This window comes from Saccharopolyspora sp. NPDC002686, from assembly GCF_040295745.1.
In the GTDB taxonomy this organism is placed as follows: Bacteria; Actinomycetota; Actinomycetes; order Mycobacteriales; family Pseudonocardiaceae; genus Saccharopolyspora; species Saccharopolyspora oryzae.
Genome location: NZ_JBEOVY010000016.1, coordinates 22,800 through 40,333, shown reverse-complemented (window position 1 = coordinate 40,333; position 17,534 = coordinate 22,800). Strand labels below are relative to the sequence as shown.

Genomic DNA, 17,534 nt, shown 5'->3' with positions numbered 1-17,534 from the left:
GGATCTGCAGTTTCAATTGAAACTGCGGTTCGGGCCGGAACTGCGGTCCTGCGGGGTGGTGGCTAGCGAGGTTCGCCGGTGATGAGGGCGACGGCCTGGTCCCGGACCGGTTCGGTGACCTCCGGGATCCGGAAGCCCTGGTCGCGGATGTGGGCCAGGAGGTCGGCCTCCGGGGCGACGCCGTGCTGGCGCAAGTAGTAGCCGACCGCGCCGGGCCAGACCCAGCTGCCGTCGGTGTGGAAGGTCATCGGCACCGACGGGGTCCGAGCCGGGTCGAGCCGGTCGGTGTCGTAGCTGCGCGCGGCCAGCACGATCGGGGCCTTCTCCAGGTAGTCCGCGATCGGCCCGAGCTCGGTCGGGTCGAGCTCCGGACGGTCGGTGATCGGCCGACCGGCGTCGTCGAAGACCTCCGCGGTGCGCAGCTGCGCCGCGGGCGCGGCGACGAGCCAGGCCGGGGTCGCCGAGGCGGGCCGCGGGAAGCGGCTGAGCTCCTCGGCGGCGGCGCCGGCCGGGGGAGCGGTGCGCCAGCTCGGCTCGTAGTCGCCGTTGAAGTCGACGGTGTAGCTGCCCGGGCGCTCCAGGCGGTACAGCGCGCTGACCCAGGTGCCGCGGTCCGGCTGGTACATGCCCTGGCGCAGTCGCGTGAACAGCTGGGCGGCTTCCACCGGCGCGGCCAGCGGAATGGCGGTGCCGTTGGGGGCGATCAGCTGCGCGGCCAGCTCCTGGTGGCTGCCCAGCGCGCGGTACTCGACGGTGGCTTCCCGCCAGCCAGGGGGCAGCGCGCGCACGATGACTCGGCCGATCTCCTGGATCAGCTGCTGCTGCGTCGCCTCGTCCAGCGATCCCGATGGGTCCTGGGGTCGTCCCGGTTGGCTCATGCCTCGCATCCTTCCAGCCACGTGGTGATCTTGGGAGCGGTTTGGCCCAAGTACCGGCGCGGCTTCGCCCTGTGCCGGCTTCTGCTGCGTTCGGAAGCTTAGAACCGAGTATCACCCGTTCGTGTGGCGGTGGGGCTTGGCATCCGGCGGTTGCGGCGATGCTGGTGGGAGGCCCGGGGAGGGTGCCGGTAACCGGCCGGACACACTCGTTCCGATGATGTAACGCTTGTCCGAGAAGTCGATTGTTGACAATCCCAACCGGCCGCCCTTAGCTTCGAGCCAACCGGGCGGAATGCGGGAGGTGCGCCATGCGAATCGAGTCGTACCGGAACCCTCGCCCGGCCCGTTGGTTGTCCTCTTCCTCGCTCTGGATGCGACATCTCTGACCGATCGAATCGGCAGTGGGGCGAGCGCGGCGATCACGCGGCTCGCCGATAGCTCGATCACTGGTTGCCCATTCCCCGCGCGGGTTCTCCGCAGCGGGTTCACGCGTTCTGCAGGAAGGAGGTTCGGCCGTGGCTATCGTCGACCGCGACCCGATGATGCGGGTGATCTGGACGGATCCCGTGACCGGCCGCAACGGCTACCTGGTGGTGCACAGCCTGGTGTCCGGTCTGGCCACCGGCGGAACCCGGATGCGCGCCGGGTGCACCTTGTCGGAGGTGGAGGACCTGGCGCGAGGCATGGCGCGCAAGACCGCGGTGTTCGACCTGCCGGTCGGCGGTGCGAAGGGCGGCATCGACTGCGACCCGAAGGATCCCGAGGCCAAGGGCGTGCTGCGCCGCTTCGTGCAGGCGATGCGGCCGTACCTGGACGCGCACTGGGTGACCGCGGAGGACCTCGGGGTGCCGCAGCACCTGATCGACGACGTGTTCGCCGAGGTCGGGCTGCACCAGTCCTACCACGCGGCGATCCTGCGAGCCCCGGACGTGGAGCGCACCCTGCGCCGCGTGCGAGCCGGTCTCAACGCCCCGGTGCCCGGCGGGCTGCTGCTCGGCGACGTGGTCGGCGGCTTCGGTGTCGCGCAGAGCTGCCTCGGTGTCGTGCACGCGAGGGGATGGGCTCCCGCTTCGACGACGGTCGCGGTCCAGGGCGTCGGGACGATGGGCGGCGGTGCGGCCTACTACTTGCACGAAGCCGGGCTGAAGGTCGTGGCGATGGCCGACGCGGCGGGAACGCTGTACGACCCGGAGGGTCTGGACGTTCCGGCGCTGCTGGAAGCGCGCGACCGGTTCGGCGAGATCGACCGCGCCCAGGTGCCCGAACACGTCCAGCGCTCGCCGCGCGAAGCGGTCCTCAGCGCCGAGGTCGACGTGCTCATCCCGGCGGCGGTGTCCTACGCGATTGCTCCGCCGCAGGTGCCGGAGGTCAACGCCAAGGTCATCGTCGAGGCGGCCAACACCCCGGTGACGGCCGACGCCGAGGAAATGCTGGCCACTCGCGGCATTCCGGTGATCCCGGACTTCGTGGCCAACGCCGGTGCGGTCGCCTGGGCCTGGTGGCTGCTGCTGGGGCGGGTCGACGCGGACCCGGTGCTGTCGTTCCAGGTGTTGCGGGAGGAGATGCTCGCGAAGATCCCGCCGCTGCTGGCGGCCTGGGACGCCGAGGGGCTCACCCCGCGGGCCGCGGCGCTGATGCTCGCCGATCAGCGGACCGAGCAGAACATGGCCGCGGAAGCTCGCGGACAGGGCCTGCTGAGCATCCCCTGAGCACCTGTCCCCGGTCCTGTTCGTCTTCGAAGTGGGGTGGCCGCCCAGCCGTCCCCGGCGCTCGCCGCGCTGGGGTTCGGCTGGCGGCGCCGCCGCGCGAAACCGCTTCGCAGGAAAGGATCTAACCGGAATTTCCGCCCGCTTTCACGTGCGGCAATTGACGTGTGACAACCCGCAGTCGGAGTGCTAGCGTTCGTGGTGGTTGCAGTTTTGGTCCCAGCAGTACTGGAAGAGTGCCTGCCAGAACGCAGGCGCTTTTTTTTGTGCCGTGGTGTGCCGGCGCCGCGCCGGCACGAGGTGATCATTCCGCGACCTCGGGTCTGCGCAGTGTTGACCCTGGCCAGCAGAATCAGGAGAAACAAGGAATGGCTACCGGTACGGTCAAGTGGTTCAACGCGGAGAAGGGCTACGGGTTCATCACCCCGGACGGCGGCGGCGCTGACGTGTTCGCCCACTACTCCGCGATCGACGCCTCCGGTTTCCGCACGTTGGAGGAGAACCAGCGCGTGGAGTTCGAGATCGCTCAGGGCCCGAAGGGTCCGCAGGCCGCGAGCATTCGCGCCATCTGACTGACGAACGGTCGTGCCGCTCCGGCACGACGGCGCATCGGAGAGAGCTCTGATGCCGCCTCGAGGGGCGGCAGGTCCGGGCCGTCCGCGGTGCCGGTCTGCCGCCCAGGAGGACCGCAGTTTTCACCCGATCCGGGGTGCCTCGCCGGGGTAGGCTTTCGAGCCGCTGACGTCTAACCCGGTGCGAGGTCGAAGTGCCCCTGCGTGTGGTTGTCGCCGGTTCGACCGGCGTGATCGGGAGAGCCCTCCTCCCGATGCTGCGGGAACGAGGTCATCACGTGACCGCGCTCGTGCGCGGCGTGGATCGGTTGGACGGTTCCGCACCGTTCGACGACGTCGCCGTCGCCGATCTGCAGGATCTCGACGAGGTGCAGCGCGAGTTGCGCCGCGCCGCACCGGATGTGGTGGTGGACCAGACCTCCGGGATCGGCCGCACCGATCTCTCCGACGGCCAGCTGCGTTCCGCGCGAACGCGCGAGCGGGCTTCGAAGAACTTGGTCGAGGCGGCCGTGGAAGCCGGTGCGCAGCGCATCATCGGGCAGAGCACGACCGCTGCCTACCTCCCGCACGGCCACGACGTGCTGGACGAGGAATCACCACTGTGGACCGACGCGCCGGGCTGCTGGGGCGACGCCGTCCGGGCCCAGGTGGCGGTGGAGGAAGCGGTCCTGGACTGCCCGGACATCGAGGGCGTCGCGCTGCGCTACGGCAACCTCTACGGCCCGGGCACGCAGTACGCGCCGGGCGGCGCGATCCACTCCAAGGTGTGCGGCAGCCAGCTGCCGGTGGTCGCCGACGAAGTCGGCCTGACCTCCTTCACCCACGTCGACGACGCGGCCGGGGCGGTGCTCGAACTGCTGGCTAGCGGTGACCCCGGCGCGTACAACGTGGTCGACAACGAGCCGGCGGCAGCGGTGGAGTGGCTGCCCGCCTACGCGCTGATGGCGGGCGGGCCGGCCCCGGTGTCGCTGACGCTGGAGCAGGCCAAGGCTCAGCTGGACTGGTTGACCGTCCACCAGCTGACCGAGCAGCGCGGTGCGACGAACTTCCGGCTCCGCGAAACCCTGGGCTGGCGCCCGAAGTGGCCCAGCTGGCGGGAGGGCTTCGCCGACCTCTTCGGCCACTGGCCGGGCTGAGGGCGCCGCAGCAGTGTGACTTTGTCCATCCTTCGCGGTGGACTCAGCACCGGTTCGGCGGGTTAGGTTCTAGCGAGACCAGTTCCCAGCCCAGGTCGGAGAGTGCCCCGATGACCACCGCCGATGTGCGCGCGCTGCGCGAATTACTGCCCGACGGACGCGTTTTCGACGACGTCGACGTGCTGGAGGCCTACCGCAACGACCGCGCCAGCTTCTGCCCGGCCGGCGTCCCGGCGGCGCTCGTCCGCGCGCGGTCCACTGAGGACGTGTCGACGACTCTGGCGTGGGCGCACCGGAACCGGGTTCCGGTGGTGCCGCAGGGTGCCCGCTCCGGGCTGTCGGGAGCGGCCAACGCGTTGGACGGCTGCATCCTGCTGTCGCTGGAGAAGATGGACCAGATCCTCGACATCGACGCCTCCGACCAGATCGCCGTCGTCCAGCCCGGCGTGGTCAACGGCGTGCTCGCGGCGAAGGTCGCCGAGCACGGGCTGTTCTACCCGCCGGACCCCGGTTCGCGCAGCATCTCCACGATCGGCGGCAACGTGGCCACCAACGCCGGCGGCATGTGCTGCGTGAAGTACGGCGTGACCGGCGACTTCGTCCGAGCCCTGGAAGTCGTGCTGGCCGACGGCCGGGTGATGCGCACCGGCCGCCGCACCGCCAAGGGCGTGGCCGGCTACGACCTGACGCACCTGGTGGTCGGCTCCGAAGGCACTCTCGGCGTGGTCACCGAGGTCACCGTGGCGCTGCGACCGGCCGCCGCGCAGCCGCTGACCGCGGTCGCGTTCTTTCCGACCGTCGTCGACGCCGCGCGCACGGTGACCGGATACCTGGCGGAGGGCTACCGGCCGTCGGTGCTGGAGTTCATGGACTGGCCCACGGTCCAGGCGGTGCAGAAGCTCGCCGACCTGGGCTTTCCCGAGGGCATGGCGGGCATGCTGCTGGTGCAGTCCGATCGCGGCGATGCGGCGCCGGGTGACCTGGCCGCGTTCGAGGCCGTGGCCCGCGCCAACGACGCCTCCGAGGTGGTCGTCGCCGACGACCCGGCAGAGGGCGAACTGCTGATGCAGGCGCGGCGGCTGGTCGGCGACGCCCACGAGAACCTGGGCGTGGCGGTGCTGGTGGACGACGTGTGCGTGCCGCGGCGCAGCCTGGTCGACCTGGTCGAGGGCCTGGGGCGGATCTCCGAGCAGTACCAGGTGGAGGTGCTGTGCGCCGGGCACGCGGGTGACGGCAACATGCACCCGTCGGTGGTCTTCGACGCCAGCGACGAAGCGGAGTCCGCCCGCGCGCAGCAGGCGTTCGACGCGATCATGGAGCTGGGCCTGGAGCTCGGCGGAACCATCACCGGCGAGCACGGCGTCGGGCACCTCAAGCGGCGCTGGCTGGGGGAGGAGCTGGACGAGGCCGCCTTGAGCGCGCAGCGCGCGATCAAGGCGGCCCTGGACCCGCACAACATCCTCAACCCGGGCCGGGTCTTCCCCGAGCAGGGCGAAATCACCTCGCGCTCGGCGTAGCCGCGGGTCAGTCGTGGTCGTAGGACTCGTCGACCGGGGCCGGGCGGTGCTGGTCGACGAGATCGGCCGGATCGACGTCGAGGGGGACCTCGACCTGTTCCGGTTCCTCTTCTTCGGGCAGTTCCTCGGCCTGGCGGGCCTGTTCGACGGCGTCGGCTTCCGGGGTCTCGGGGTGCATCGGTCCTCCAGTCGGTAGCCGGTCGGAGCACCCGCCACCGTAACCAGCTCAGCCGGGCAGGTCATCCCGAGACGTGGTTCGCGCATGACCGATTCGGCCCTGCCGCGGCGCTGCCGCGGATAGGATCCGCGTCGAACGCGTATTCCACACCGGGAGTGCTCAACCGTGGCGGTCGCTCTAGGCGCTCTGATCGTCTTGTCCGCGGCGTCCGCCCTGATCGGTTGGCGGTGGACCCGGCCGAGCCGGAACCCGCGCGCAACTCCGTTGCGGCACCCCGGGTTCTGGCTTCTGGTGGTGGGGGCAGCGATCTACCTCAACCAGGTGCTGTGCACGATCTACCTGGTGCGGGTGCACCACGGCGATCCGGAGTTCATCGCGCGGTTCCTGCCGAGCGGGTGGTTCGCGCTCGCCGACGACAACCTCGCGATGCGGTGGCTGGCGGAGGTGTGGCCGCAGCCCGAACTCCTGTCGTGGACCCTGCTGCGGGTGCCGGCCCTGCTGGAGCTGCCGTTCGTGCTGCTGGCCTACCTGACGATCTGCCGCTGGTTCGGTGCCGAGGTGTTCGACCGGGCTGCGGTCTGGCCGGTGGCGGTGTCCTGGACGGCGACCTTCTGCTTGATCGAGTGGTCGCTGGCCAACCCCTACACGTTCCAGGACATCGCGTTGCGCGTCGTGTCCGGGCTGGTGACCCCGTGGTTGGTGGGGCGGCTGACCGCAGGGGAGCGGCAGCGGGTGAGGTCGACGGCCGATCTGGCGCTCTTCGCGGTGTCCGCATCGGCGCTCGGCGTGCTGGTGCTGGTCGTCTACGACACCGCTCTGCTCTACAACCTCGCGCACGTCGGCGACGCGTTGCCGATCGCGGCGGCAGCCACCGGGGCTCTCGTCGTGGCGAGGGTGCTTGCGCGGTGGTCTCCGACGCAGGCAGGACCTGGCATCACTGCGGTCAGCGCATCCCTGGGCTGGTTCCTGGTGTTCTTCTTCGCACCAGCGCTGCCGATCCGCTACGGGCTCTCCTTCGGAACACCGATGTTGTCCGCAGTGGCCGGTCTGGTGATCATCGCCGCGGCCGTGGTGTGCGGAGTGCACGAGACCGCGCGCGGCTCGGCGGTTCCGTGGCGGGCATGGGGCGCGGAACTAGTGCTCGCGGTCGCGTTGGGAGCAGCAGCCGCCGTGGCCGCGTTCGCCGTTGCGAGCGGATATCCCGAGTCTCGGCTGCTGGCCGCCGCCGGGGCGTTCTTCGCGCTGGTGATCGTCGTGTGCGGGCTGCTGGACCGGGTGCTGAAAGCGAGGTGAGCGGAACCCCACTGCGGGAGTTCCGCCCACCTGCGATCAGATCAGCCCACCGACCGGCCGGCGTAGTCCGGCAGCGGTTCGACGAGCCCGGTCAGCCGCTCGGCGACCTCGGCGGGGAACGGCGAGGTACCGCCCTGCTCCTGGTCGACGTGCAGCGCCATGATCTCCTCGGTGGCCACCACGGTGCCGTCCACCGACATCTCGTGGCACAGGCGCAGCTTCTTCGCGCCCGCGCCCACCACGCGACTGGTGATCACCATCTCCGCGTCCGGCCCGACCTCGCGCAGGTAGCGCACGTGCGCTTCCACCGTGTACAGCGAGCAGCCGGTGCTGGTGCGGTAGTTCTCGTCCAGGCCCACCTGGTCCATCACCGCGTCGGTGGCGAATCCGAAGACCAGCACGTAGTAGGCCTCGCTGAGGTGGCCGTTGTAGTCGATCCACTCCGGACGGATCTGCTGGCGGAACTCCGCGAGCCCGCTCACTTCGCGCCCTTCCGGACCTCGTCGACCGCCCGCATCACGGCGATCACCGCGCGGTCGCGGTCGGCGACCAGCTCGGCGATGCTGCGACCGCCTGCGGCCTCCTCGCAGCCCTCGACCATCGCGTCGCGCAGCTCGGTGGTGAGCTCGGGCGCCTCCAGTCGGGTCCACGGCGACTTCAGCGACGGGCCGAAGTGGTCGAGCATGTGCGCCATGCCGCCCTCGCCACCGGCGAGGTGGAAGGTCAGGCACGGGCCGAGCAGCGGCCAGCGCAGCCCCGGGCCGTCGGTGATCGAGGCGTCGATCTGCTCGACGGTCGCCTCGCCGTTGGCCACCATGTGCAGCGCCTCGCGCCAGATCGCCTCCTGCAGGCGGTTGGCGATGAAGCCCGGCACCTCGCGGTCCATGGTGATCACCGACTTGCCCGCGACCTCGAAGAACTCCGAGGCCCACTGCACGGCCCACGCCTCGGTCTTCTCGCCGCCGACCACCTCGACCAGCGGGATGAGGTACGGCGGGTTGAACGGGTGACCCACCACGAGGCGCTGCGGCGTCGGGCAGTCCACCTGCATCTCGGTCATGCCGTAGCCCGAGGTGGACGAGGAGACCACCACGCCGGCCGGGGTGGCCGCGTCGATGCGGGCCAGCAGGTCCCGCTTGAGCGCGAGGTCCTCCGGCGCGCTCTCCTGCACGAACTCGGCGTCGGCGACGGCGTCCTCCAGCGTCGCGGCGATGACCAGGTTGTCGCGGGAGGCGCCCTCGGCCAGGCCGAGCTCGGTCAGCGCGGGCCACGCGGCGTCGACCAGGCGGCGCAACTTGGCCTCGAACTCCGGGGCCGGGTCCCAGGCGGTCACCTGGTAGCCGCGGGCCAGGAAGTGCGCGACCCAGCCGCCGCCGATGACACCGGCACCGATGCAGGCGACCCGGCGAACCGAAGCGGGGGAGGGAGTGTGCTCGTTCAACTCAGAATTCCCTTTCGACCGGTGTCAGCGCTTCTTCAGGCCGAGCTGCTCGCGGGCCTGGTCGGGGGTGGCGATCTTCATGCCCATGCCCTCGACGATGCCCACCGCGCGCTCGACGAGCTGGCCGTTGGTGGCCTTGACGCCCTTGCTCAGGTAGAGGTTGTCCTCCAGGCCGACGCGCACGTTGCCGCCCAGCGCCGCGGCCAGACCGACCCAGCGCAGCTGGTTGCGGCCGATGGCGAAGCTCGCCCAGTTCGCGCCCTCCGGCAGCATGTTGATCATCGCCTGGAGCAGGCCCGGGTCCGGCGGGGCGCCCCACGGGATGCCCGCGCACAGCTGGAACAGCGGCGGGGCGTCGAGCAGGCCCTCGGCGAGCAGCTGCTTGGCGAACCACAGGTTGCCGGTGTCGAAGATCTCCAGCTCCGGCTTGACGCCGAGCTCCTGGATCCGCTTGGCGCCGGCGCGCATCATGTCCGGGGTGGAGATGTAGAGCTGGCTGCCGTCGCCGAAGTTCAGCGAACCGCAGTCCAGGGTGCAGATGTCGGGCAGCAGCTCCTCGACGTGCGGCAGCCGCTCCAGGCCGTTGACCAGGTCGGTGCCCTCGACCGGCTTGAGCGGGTCGTCGGGGGAGATGAACAGGTCGCCGCCCATGCCCGCGGTCAGGTTGATGACCACGTCGATGCCGGTTTCCTTGATGCGCTCCACGACCTCGCGGTAGAGCGCGACGTCCCGCGAGCCCTGGCCGGTCTCGACGTTGCGGACGTGGATGTGCACCACGGCCGCCCCGGCCTCGGCGGCCGCGACCGCGTCCTTGGCGATCTGCTCCGGGGTCACCGGGACGAACTCGCTCTTGCCGGTGGTGTCACCGGCGCCGGTGAGCGCGGCGGTGACGATGACTTCGTTGGCCATCGGGCTCTCCTCTCGTGGGTAGGGTTCAGCGCCCGGGCACCCGAGGTGGGTGTCCGGTGGAGTTGTGGGGGATGTCAGTGCCGGACGATCTCGCGTTCGACGAACTCGCGCAGCACCTTGCGCATCCGCTCGACGGACCGGCCGGGGCGACCGGCGAGCACCTGGATGCCGAGCCCGTCGATCAGCGCGGTGAGCGTGACGGTCAGCTCCTCGGCGTCGGTGTCGGCGAACACGCCCTGCTCCTGGCCCTGCCGGATGGTGCGGCCGATGGTGTCGTGCCAGCGCGTGTAGGAATCGCTGTGCAGGACCTGCAGATCCGGGTTGAGCGCGCTCTCGGTCCACACCTGCAGCCAGATCGACCACTCCTGGCGCAGCAGGCCCGGCGTTGGCAGCTGCAGCTCGACCAGCCGCAGCAGGCGCTCGTGAGCGTCCTCGACGGCGTGCAGCTCGGCGACCTGCCGGTCGAAGGCCAGCCGCACCGAGTAGCGCAGCGTCTCGGTGAGCAGGTCGTCGCGGCCGGGGAAGTAGTAGTGGATCGTCGCGGCGCTGGTGCCGCACTCCTTGGCCACGTCGGAGACGCGCACCGAGTGGAAGCCGCGTTCGGCGATCAGCCGCCAGGCCGCGTCGAGGATCTGCTGGTAGCGGCTGGCTTCCCGGAGATCACCGGGGTCGCGTCCGGGCCGGGCGGTGCGCTGCGGCGCGGCCGCCACCGTCTCGACGTCGTCCCCGCCGTTGATCAGCCAGTTGACCGTGACACCGGTGAGCTCGCCGATGCGGGTGAGCTCGACCGGGGTGAACCGCCTGGTGCCGGTCAGCGACTTGGACAGCTTGGTGGGGTCCAATCCGATCTGCTCGGCGAAAGCCCGTTGGCTCCCGGGATACTGGCGCAACACGTCGCGCACCCGTTGGCGCAACGCAGCCGTCGTGTCCTCCACGGGACGGAACGCTAACAGCACATTGCGAGAATCGCAATGATCTGGGCGTGTTGCGATCGGGTCGGATGATCCCCTGTCGGATGAATATCCCCAGTAAGCGGCGTTGGAATGCCGGTCGGGGGCGGCCGATCGGGTGGTCTATGTGATTGATAAGTCAGTCGGTCGCAATGCTGGGCAGGGCCGGGTGGTGCGAGCCTAGAACGAACGTGCTGAGCTGAACCCGTGGACCCGACCGAGTCGAAGACGCGTTCCCCCGAGGAGTCAGCCACCCGCTGGCAGGTGCTCGCCATCTGCCTGGTCGCGGGATTCATGACGCTCCTGGACGTCAGCATCGTCAACGTCGCCCTGCCCTCGATCCAGCAAGGCCTGGACGCGCCCGCCGCCGCGCTGTCCTGGGTGGTCTCCGGGTACGCGCTGACCTTCGGCCTGGTGCTGGTACCGGCGGGACGTCTCGGCGACGACCGCGGCCGCAGCCGGATGTTCCTGCTGGCGCTGGGGGCGTTCACGGTGGCCAGCGCGCTGGCCGGATTCGCGATGACCCCGCTGTGGCTGGTGGTGGCCAGGCTGCTGCAGGGCATGGCAGGCGGTCTGCTCAACCCGCAGGTGCTCGGCTTGATGCAGCAGCTGTTCCACGGCCGGGAGCGCGGGAAGGCCTTCGGCCTGTTCGGCGCGGTGGTGGGCATCTCCACCGCGATCGGCCCGCTGCTGGGCGGGCTGATCATCCAGCTGGCGGGTGCGGAGCACGGCTGGCGCTGGGTGTTCTTCGTGAACCTGCCGATCGGTGCGGCGGCGATCCTGTACGGCCTGCGCGTGCTCCCGCGCGACAGCGCGAAGGGGGCGACGCGCAGCCTCGACCTGGTGGGCGTGCTGCTGCTCGGCGGCGGTCTGCTGTGCCTGCTGCTGCCGCTGGTCGAGCAGGAGAGCGGCCGGTCGACCCCGTGGTACCTGGTGATCGTCGCGGTGGTGCTGCTGGCGTCGTTCGTGGCGTGGGAGCACTGGTACGACAAGCGCGGGCACTCGCCGCTGGTCAACCTGCGACTGCTGCGCATCCGCAGCTACTCGTTCGGCGCGACCCTCGGCCTGCTGTACTTCGCGGGATTCACCAGCATCTTCTTCGTCCTGGCGGTGTACCTCCAGCGCGGTCTGGGCTATTCGGCGCTGCAAGCCGGGCTCGCGCTCACGCCGTTCGCGGTCGGCTCCGCGGTTTCGTCGGCGATGAGCGGACGACTCGTGTACCGGATGGGCCGCCGACTGGTCGTCATCGGCCTGATCGGTGCGCTGCTCGGTCTCCTCGCGACCGACCTGCTGCTGCGCACCCAACCGGGCTCGATGGCGGGAGTGGTGACGGCGCTGCCCCTGCTGGTGGCGGGAGTCGGCAGCGGCCTGGTGATCTCCCCGAACCAGACGGTGACCCTCAGCGAGATCGACAGCGCCCACGGTGGAACGGCAGCCGGAGTCCAGCAGACCGGCCAGCGAATCGGCTCGGCGGTGGGCACGGCAGCGGCCTCCGGCCTGTTCTTCGGAGTCCTGGCCACCGCCGGCTTCGACGCAGCGATCACCAGCGGCCTGATCGTCTCGATCGGCTTCGTCGCAGCAGCCCTCCTGGTGGCCCTGGCCGAAGTCGTCCTGGCCAAGCGCGCCGTTTCGCTTGCTGAGGCTCCGTGAGCGCTTTGGGTTGCTATAGCCACCCAAAGTACTCACGGGTCCTGACCAGCGCGATCACCGCTTCGACATCCGCTGGACTTCTCGGGACGAACGACCGGGGTGGCCCGCTCGGAGCCGGAGCTACGCTCCTCGTGGCTTGTTCGCCGAGGTGAGCGCGGGGCCGGGCGTCGGCAGCACGGGGGAGTCATGCGGCCAACTGGTGATGGGTTGCTGAGCAGACGTGCCGCGCTGGGCGCGCTCCTGGCAGCCGGTGCGTCTCCACTGGTCGTGGCGTCCTGCGCGAACCAGGCACCAACCACCGGACCCGTGATGCCCCGGCCTTCGACGCCGGAGGACGCCTTGCACCGCCTCCAGGACGGGAACCAGCGCTTCGTCGCGGGCACCCCGCTGCACCCGAACCAGACGCTAGAGCTCCGCCAGCAGCTCGCCGGTCATCAGCAGCCGTTCGCCTCCGTGCTCGGTTGCGCCGACTCGCGGACCGCCCCGGAGCTGGCCGTGGACGCCGGCATCGGCGATCTGTTCGTCTGCCGCGTCGCAGGGAACATCGCCACCCCTGCGGACACCGCGTCCCTGCTGTACGCCCAAGCCGTGCTGGGCACCGAGGTGCTGCTCGTGCTCGGCCACGACAACTGCGGCGCGGTGAAGACGGCGATCGAGGTGGCCGAGGGAAAGACGCCCCCGGGCGAGTTCGCGCCGCTGGTGGCCCCGATCCAGCCGGCCGTGGCCCAAGCCCGCCAGGCCGGAGCAACGGGCGACGCCCTCCTGCACGAGGCCGTCGTGGCCAACGTCCGCCACGTGGTCGCGGCACTCCCCGAGATGAGCGCCGGATTGGCGCAAGCGGTGCGAGCCGGACACCTGACCATCCACGGAGGCGTCCTCACCCTGTCCACGGGCAAGATCGACCCGGTCACCTGAACCCGCCCCAGTGCGCTGTTCCGCCTGCTCAGGCTTCGTGAGTACTTTGGGGTTCTATAGCGCCCCAAAGTACTCACGTGCCGTGACCGGCCTGGACATCGTGTGCGGTCCGGTAGTTCCCCGGGGTGGAACGTTCTTGACCTCGACCGGACTCGAAGTTCTAGCGTTGCCTACATGGTGGACGACATCGACGGCGTTACCGCACTGATCGAGGTGTTCCGGACCGCTTGGGCGAATCGGGACACCGCCGCGTTCCGGTCGATCTGGGATCCGGAGCGAGAACTCGTCTACTGCCCGGCCGAACTGGACCGGCCGCTGCAGGGCGCGGATGCGGTCGGCCGGTACTTCGATCGCGTCGTCGCCGACATCCGCCACGTGCACGCGATGACCGTCTCCGATGTTCGGATCGAGGTCATCGGCGATGTCGCGTGGGTGTTCTTCGCCTTCGACGTCGAAGGTTCGAGCGGGAGCGCTGAGCCGTTCGAAGTGCACGGGCGCAACACGCTGATCGCGCGTCGCACCGGTGCTGGGTGGAAGGGGATCCACTACCACGAGTCGTTGCGCGGCCCGGTCGTCGTGCAGGGGTAGGAACGGGGCGGGCGCAGTCGATCGCGCCCGCCCCGTTCCGCGTGTTCGGCGCTATTCCTTCGCGGCGTCGGACGTCGCCTTGGCCAGGCGGGCGTTGCGGTGGCCGTAGGCGAAGTAGATCACCAGGCCGAGGGCAAGCCAGGCCGCGAAGCGCAGCCAGGTGATGATGTCCAGGTTCGCCATCAGGTACAGGCAGGCCAGGGCGCTGAGGATCGGCAGCACCGGCGACAGCGGCACCCGGAACGGGCGGGCGAGATCCGGCTTGCGGTGGCGCAGGACCGGGACCGCGAGGGAGACGATCACGAAGCCCGACAGGGCGCCGATGCTCACCATGTCGGCCAGTTCGGAGATCGGGATGAAGCCGGCCATCAGCATGATCAGCACCGCGCCGCCGATGGTCATCCGGTGCGGCGTGCCCCACTTCGGGTGCACCTGGGAGAGCTTGGGCGGCAGCAGGCCGTCGCGGCTCATCGCGAAACCGATCCGGCCGATGGTGACCAGCTCGACCATCATCACCGAGGTCAGACCCGTCACCGCGCCCAGCGCGATCAGCGCGGCCACCCACGGCTGGCCGACCGACTGGAACGCCGCGGCCAGCGGTGCGCCCTCGTCGATCTGCCGGTAGTCGACCATGGCGCTGAGCACGATCGCGACCAGCACGTACAGCACGGTGCACACGATCAAGCTGCCGAGCAGGCCGACCGGCAGGTCCCGCTTGGGGCGCTTGGTCTCCTCGCCGAGGTTGGCCAGCGCCTCGAAGCCGGTGTAGGCGAAGAACACGATCGCCGCCGCGGTGAACACGCCGCCGATGCCGTACATCGACTGCTCCATGCCGAGCAGGGCCTGCACCAGCGGTTGCTCCAGCGCGCTCGCGGTCTCGGTAGCCGGCTGCGCGGGCGGGATGAACGGGTCGAGGTGGGCACCGTTGAAGAAGAACAGGCCGGCGACGATCACCAGCACGCACACCGACACCTTGACCACGACCAGCGCGTTGGTCACCCACGACGACTCGCGGATGCCGATCACCGCGATCACCGTGAGCACCGCGATGATCAGTATCGCGCCGACGTTGACCGTGGCGTCCTCGCCGAACCACTCCGACGGCAGGCCGAGCAGGTTCGACACGTAGCCCGACCAGCTGCGCGAGACCACCGCGGCGCCCAGGGCGAACTCCAGCAGCAGGTCCCAGCCGATGATCCAGGCGAACAGCTCGCCGAGCGTGGCGTAGCCGTAGGTGTAGGCGCTGCCCGCGGTCGGAACCGCTGAGGACAGCTCGGCGTAGCACAGCGCGGCCAGGGCCGCGACGATCCCGCCGATGACGAAGGACAGCACCACGCCGGGACCGGCGTGCTCCTTGGCCTGGATGCCGGCCAAGGTGAACACACCGGTGCCGATGATGATGCCGATGCCGAAACCGATCAGGTCCTTGCCGGTCAGGCTGCGGACCAGTCCGCTGCGCTCACCGCGGTCGATGATGTCCTCGACGGGCATCGTTCGGAAGACGCTCACGGGCGCACCGTAAGCGAGGCTCGGCGAGATGGCGCGACCGGCGTCGCTTTGTGTGATCCTTTCGGTACGAAACGTGACACTCGGTGTTCACCGGATGTCAACGAGTGATCCGGATTAAACGGTCAAATGCGCGGTGGGCACTCCATTCCGCCCACCGCTCAGGCGGGCACGGCGGAGGTGTCGCGCTCCCACACCCGGTGCTTGCCGAGTACGGTGACGAACTCCTCGATGAAGCCCTCCGGCAGCGCACCGCCGCTGTGCGCGGCCATGACCACGCCGAGGTCGGCGACCACGCCGTCGGTCCCGGAGCCCTTGCGCGCTTCGGAGACCCCGGCGCGTTGCAGCAGCTCCATGCCCTCGTCGCTGGCCGCGACCGGCTTGTGGTGCTTGTAGGCCTCGGCGACGAAGTGCACCGCGTGCCCGTCCTCGGCCAACGCGCGCACGCTCTCCGCGCCGCCGGGCACGATCACGCCGTCGTAGAGCACCGACGCCATGGTGTGCACGGCCCGGTCCACGGTCACCTCGTCGCTGTCGGTGCCGCGGACCTTGCCGTCGCGCAGCCCCAGCACCTCCGCCAGCGCGCCGCGCTCGGCCAGTCCGCGCTGGATCTGGACGACTTCCGAGGCGTCCACGCCGTCGGCGACCAGCACCGCGACCTTGCGGCTGGTGATCGTGTCGGTGCGGGAATTGGCCAGGCTCAGCGCGGGGGAGCTGCGGCCGTGGTTCGGCTTGCCGCCGCTGGGCGGTGCCACGCCGACTCCCTCCGCCACCGCCGCGGCCAGCTCGTGGTCGATGTTCTCCAGGTGGTCGACGACGTTGGCGCGCACGTGCTGGTGGTCGACCTTGCCGAGCTCGAAGCGGAACGCCGCGACGATGTGCTCCTTCTCCCACGGCGCCATGCTGTTCCAGAACAGCGTCGCCTGGCTGTAGTGGTCCTTGAAGCTCTCGCTGCGCTTGCGGATCGTGTAGCCGTCCACCTTCTGCTGGTAGTGCCGGAACACGTCCTCGTCGGCCAGCGCCGGGCACCCGCCGGACAGGCTGTTCTCCGTGTAGCTCGTGCGGCCCTGGTGGATCTTCTGCTGGCCGTAGCCGTCGCGCTGGTTGTTGGTCACCTCGGCGGTCGGCCGGTTGATCGGGATCTGCGCGAAGTTCGGTCCGCCGAGCCGGATCAGCTGGGTGTCGAGGTAGGAGAAGTTGCGCGCCTGCAGCAGCGGATCGTTGGTGAAGTCGATGCCCGGCACCACGTTGGCGGTGTGGAAGGCGACCTGCTCGGTCTCGGCGAAGAAGTTGTCCGGATTGCGGTCCAGCACCATCTTGCCCACCGGGCGCACCGGCACCACCTCTTCGGGGATGATCTTGGTCGCGTCCAGCAGGTCGAAGTCGAAGTCGAACTCCGCCGACTCCTCGACCAGCTGCACGCCCAGCTCCCACTCCGGGTACTGGCCGGCCTCGATGGACTCCCACAGGTCGCGGCGGTTGTAGTCGGGATCGGCCCCGGCGATCTTCTGGCACTCGTCCCACACCAGCGAATGGCTGCCCAGCACCGGCTTCCAGTGGAACTTCACGAAGGTGCCTTCGCCGGCGGCGTTGACCAGCCGGAAGGTGTGCACGCCGAAGCCCTGCATCATCCGGTAGCTGCGCGGAATCGCCCGGTCCGACATCAGCCACATCATCATGTGCAGCGTTTCCGGTTGCAGCGCCACGAAGTCCCACAACGTGTCGTGCGCCGAGGCGGCCTGCGGCATCTCGTGGTGCGGTTCGGGCTTCACCGCGTGCACGAAGTCGGGGAACTTGATGCCGTCCTGGATGAAGAACACCGGCATGTTGTTGCCGACCAGGTCGTAGTTGCCCTGCTCGGTGTAGAACTTGGTGGCGAAACCGCGCACGTCGCGGACCGTGTCGGCCGATCCCCGGGAACCGGCGACGGTGGAGAACCGGACGAACACCGGGGTGCGCTGGTTCGGATCGGTCAGGAAGCGCGCGACGGTGTAGTCGGACAGCCAGCCGTCGTAGGGCTGGAAGTGCCCGTAGGCCCCGGCGCCGCGGGCGTGCACCACGCGCTCCGGGATGCGTTCGTGGTCGAAGTGCGTGATCTTCTCCCGGGCGTGGAAGTCCTCCAGCAGCGTGGGGCCGCGCTCACCGGCGCTCAACGCGTCGTCGGTGTGGTCGATGCGCACGCCCTGCTGGGTGGTCAACTTCGTGCCGGTGAGGTCCTGCCGGACCCCGTCGAGCTGTCGTTGCTTGTCGTCTTCGGTGCCCATCGCGCCTGGCTCCCCTCGGTGTCGGCTGAAA

The 17,534-nt window shown here is 69.8% G+C and carries 16 protein-coding genes; 8 read left to right on the top strand and 8 right to left on the bottom strand.

Features of this window, described 5'->3' with window-relative positions; genetic code table 11:
* Positions 1-62: 62 nt before the first annotated feature.
* Entirely contained in the window at positions 63-878 is an 816-nt protein-coding gene (locus ABTZ89_RS04065; RefSeq protein ID WP_351039875.1) for a hypothetical protein, read from the bottom strand.
* A gap of 539 nt (positions 879-1,417) precedes the next feature.
* Between ABTZ89_RS04065 and ABTZ89_RS04060 the strand changes: the two genes are divergently transcribed.
* From ABTZ89_RS04060 to ABTZ89_RS04045, 4 genes are all read left to right on the top strand, one after another.
* Positions 1,418-2,587: a Glu/Leu/Phe/Val family dehydrogenase gene (locus ABTZ89_RS04060; RefSeq protein WP_351039878.1), complete on the top strand. Its 1,170-nt coding sequence runs from the start codon at positions 1,418-1,420 to the stop codon at positions 2,585-2,587.
* Between the two features lie 365 nt (positions 2,588-2,952).
* On the top strand, positions 2,953-3,156 hold the full coding sequence (locus ABTZ89_RS04055) for a cold-shock protein (RefSeq protein WP_270949657.1): 204 nt from the start codon (positions 2,953-2,955) through the stop codon (positions 3,154-3,156).
* Positions 3,157-3,410: 254 nt separating this feature from the next.
* Positions 3,411-4,292: an NAD-dependent epimerase/dehydratase family protein gene (locus tag ABTZ89_RS04050; protein WP_408641858.1), complete on the top strand. Its 882-nt coding sequence runs from the start codon at positions 3,411-3,413 to the stop codon at positions 4,290-4,292.
* Between the two features lie 110 nt (positions 4,293-4,402).
* Entirely contained in the window at positions 4,403-5,809 is a 1,407-nt protein-coding gene (locus tag ABTZ89_RS04045) for an FAD-binding oxidoreductase (RefSeq protein WP_351039869.1), read from the top strand.
* A gap of 7 nt (positions 5,810-5,816) precedes the next feature.
* On the opposite strand, the gene ABTZ89_RS04040 is transcribed toward ABTZ89_RS04045, so the two are convergent.
* Positions 5,817-5,987 carry a hypothetical protein gene (locus ABTZ89_RS04040; protein WP_351039866.1) on the bottom strand — a complete coding sequence of 57 codons (171 nt, stop codon included), beginning with the start codon at positions 5,985-5,987 and terminating at the stop codon, positions 5,817-5,819.
* A 165-nt stretch (positions 5,988-6,152) separates the two neighbouring features.
* Here ABTZ89_RS04040 and ABTZ89_RS04035 point away from each other — a divergent pair, with 165 nt between their 5' ends.
* Positions 6,153-7,280, top strand: a complete 1,128-nt coding sequence (locus ABTZ89_RS04035; RefSeq protein ID WP_351039863.1) for a hypothetical protein — start codon at positions 6,153-6,155, stop codon at positions 7,278-7,280.
* Positions 7,281-7,321: 41 nt separating this feature from the next.
* On the opposite strand, the gene ABTZ89_RS04030 is transcribed toward ABTZ89_RS04035, so the two are convergent.
* The 4 genes from ABTZ89_RS04030 to ABTZ89_RS04015 all read right to left on the bottom strand — a co-directional run bounded on the left by ABTZ89_RS04030 (position 7,322) and on the right by ABTZ89_RS04015 (position 10,565).
* Complete coding sequence (locus ABTZ89_RS04030) at positions 7,322-7,762, bottom strand: thioesterase family protein (protein WP_351039861.1); 441 nt, start codon at positions 7,760-7,762, stop codon at positions 7,322-7,324.
* On the bottom strand, positions 7,759-8,721 hold the full coding sequence (locus ABTZ89_RS04025) for a 3-hydroxyacyl-CoA dehydrogenase NAD-binding domain-containing protein (protein ID WP_351039858.1): 963 nt from the start codon (positions 8,719-8,721) through the stop codon (positions 7,759-7,761). Before ABTZ89_RS04025 ends, ABTZ89_RS04030 begins: the two co-directional genes overlap by 4 nt.
* A 24-nt stretch (positions 8,722-8,745) precedes the next feature.
* Positions 8,746-9,630 carry a beta-keto acid cleavage family enzyme gene (locus ABTZ89_RS04020; RefSeq protein WP_270949663.1) on the bottom strand — a complete coding sequence of 295 codons (885 nt, stop codon included), beginning with the start codon at positions 9,628-9,630 and terminating at the stop codon, positions 8,746-8,748.
* A 74-nt stretch (positions 9,631-9,704) separates the two neighbouring features.
* Positions 9,705-10,565: a TetR/AcrR family transcriptional regulator gene (locus tag ABTZ89_RS04015; RefSeq protein ID WP_270949664.1), complete on the bottom strand. Its 861-nt coding sequence runs from the start codon at positions 10,563-10,565 to the stop codon at positions 9,705-9,707.
* A 222-nt stretch (positions 10,566-10,787) separates the two neighbouring features.
* On the opposite strand from ABTZ89_RS04015, the gene ABTZ89_RS04010 reads away from it, so the two are divergent.
* From ABTZ89_RS04010 to ABTZ89_RS04000, 3 genes are all read left to right on the top strand, one after another.
* Positions 10,788-12,230: an MFS transporter gene (locus ABTZ89_RS04010; RefSeq protein WP_351039853.1), complete on the top strand. Its 1,443-nt coding sequence runs from the start codon at positions 10,788-10,790 to the stop codon at positions 12,228-12,230.
* Between the two features lie 207 nt (positions 12,231-12,437).
* A complete protein-coding gene (locus ABTZ89_RS04005) occupies positions 12,438-13,145 on the top strand; it encodes a carbonic anhydrase (protein ID WP_351039850.1) in 708 nt (235 codons plus the stop codon).
* Positions 13,146-13,319: 174 nt separating this feature from the next.
* The gene (locus ABTZ89_RS04000) at positions 13,320-13,733 is read left to right on the top strand and encodes a YybH family protein (RefSeq protein WP_270949667.1); all 414 of its coding nucleotides are present in this window, start codon (positions 13,320-13,322) and stop codon (positions 13,731-13,733) included.
* A 51-nt stretch (positions 13,734-13,784) separates the two neighbouring features.
* Here ABTZ89_RS04000 and ABTZ89_RS03995 read toward each other — a convergent pair whose 3' ends face one another.
* Complete coding sequence (locus ABTZ89_RS03995) at positions 13,785-15,242, bottom strand: amino acid permease (RefSeq protein WP_351039847.1); 1,458 nt, start codon at positions 15,240-15,242, stop codon at positions 13,785-13,787.
* A gap of 158 nt (positions 15,243-15,400) precedes the next feature.
* Complete coding sequence (locus ABTZ89_RS03990) at positions 15,401-17,503, bottom strand: catalase (RefSeq protein WP_351039844.1); 2,103 nt, start codon at positions 17,501-17,503, stop codon at positions 15,401-15,403.
* Between the last annotated feature and the right edge of the window lie 31 nt (positions 17,504-17,534).

What these genes read in the sequence shown, in the direction of transcription:
- ABTZ89_RS04065 (WP_351039875.1), bottom strand. Translation starts at nt 878, where the DNA reads ATGAGCCAACCGGGACGACCCCAGGACCCATCGGGATCGCTGGACGAG.
- ABTZ89_RS03990 (WP_351039844.1), bottom strand. Translation starts at nt 17,503, where the DNA reads ATGGGCACCGAAGACGACAAGCAACGACAGCTCGACGGGGTCCGGCAG.
- ABTZ89_RS04000 (WP_270949667.1), top strand. Translation starts at nt 13,320, where the DNA reads ATGGTGGACGACATCGACGGCGTTACCGCACTGATCGAGGTGTTCCGG.
- ABTZ89_RS04020 (WP_270949663.1), bottom strand. Translation starts at nt 9,630, where the DNA reads ATGGCCAACGAAGTCATCGTCACCGCCGCGCTCACCGGCGCCGGTGAC.
- ABTZ89_RS04040 (WP_351039866.1), bottom strand. Translation starts at nt 5,987, where the DNA reads ATGCACCCCGAGACCCCGGAAGCCGACGCCGTCGAACAGGCCCGCCAG.
- ABTZ89_RS04055 (WP_270949657.1), top strand. Translation starts at nt 2,953, where the DNA reads ATGGCTACCGGTACGGTCAAGTGGTTCAACGCGGAGAAGGGCTACGGG.
- ABTZ89_RS04050 (WP_408641858.1), top strand. Translation starts at nt 3,411, where the DNA reads ATGCTGCGGGAACGAGGTCATCACGTGACCGCGCTCGTGCGCGGCGTG.
- ABTZ89_RS04045 (WP_351039869.1), top strand. Translation starts at nt 4,403, where the DNA reads ATGACCACCGCCGATGTGCGCGCGCTGCGCGAATTACTGCCCGACGGA.
- ABTZ89_RS04060 (WP_351039878.1), top strand. Translation starts at nt 1,418, where the DNA reads ATGATGCGGGTGATCTGGACGGATCCCGTGACCGGCCGCAACGGCTAC.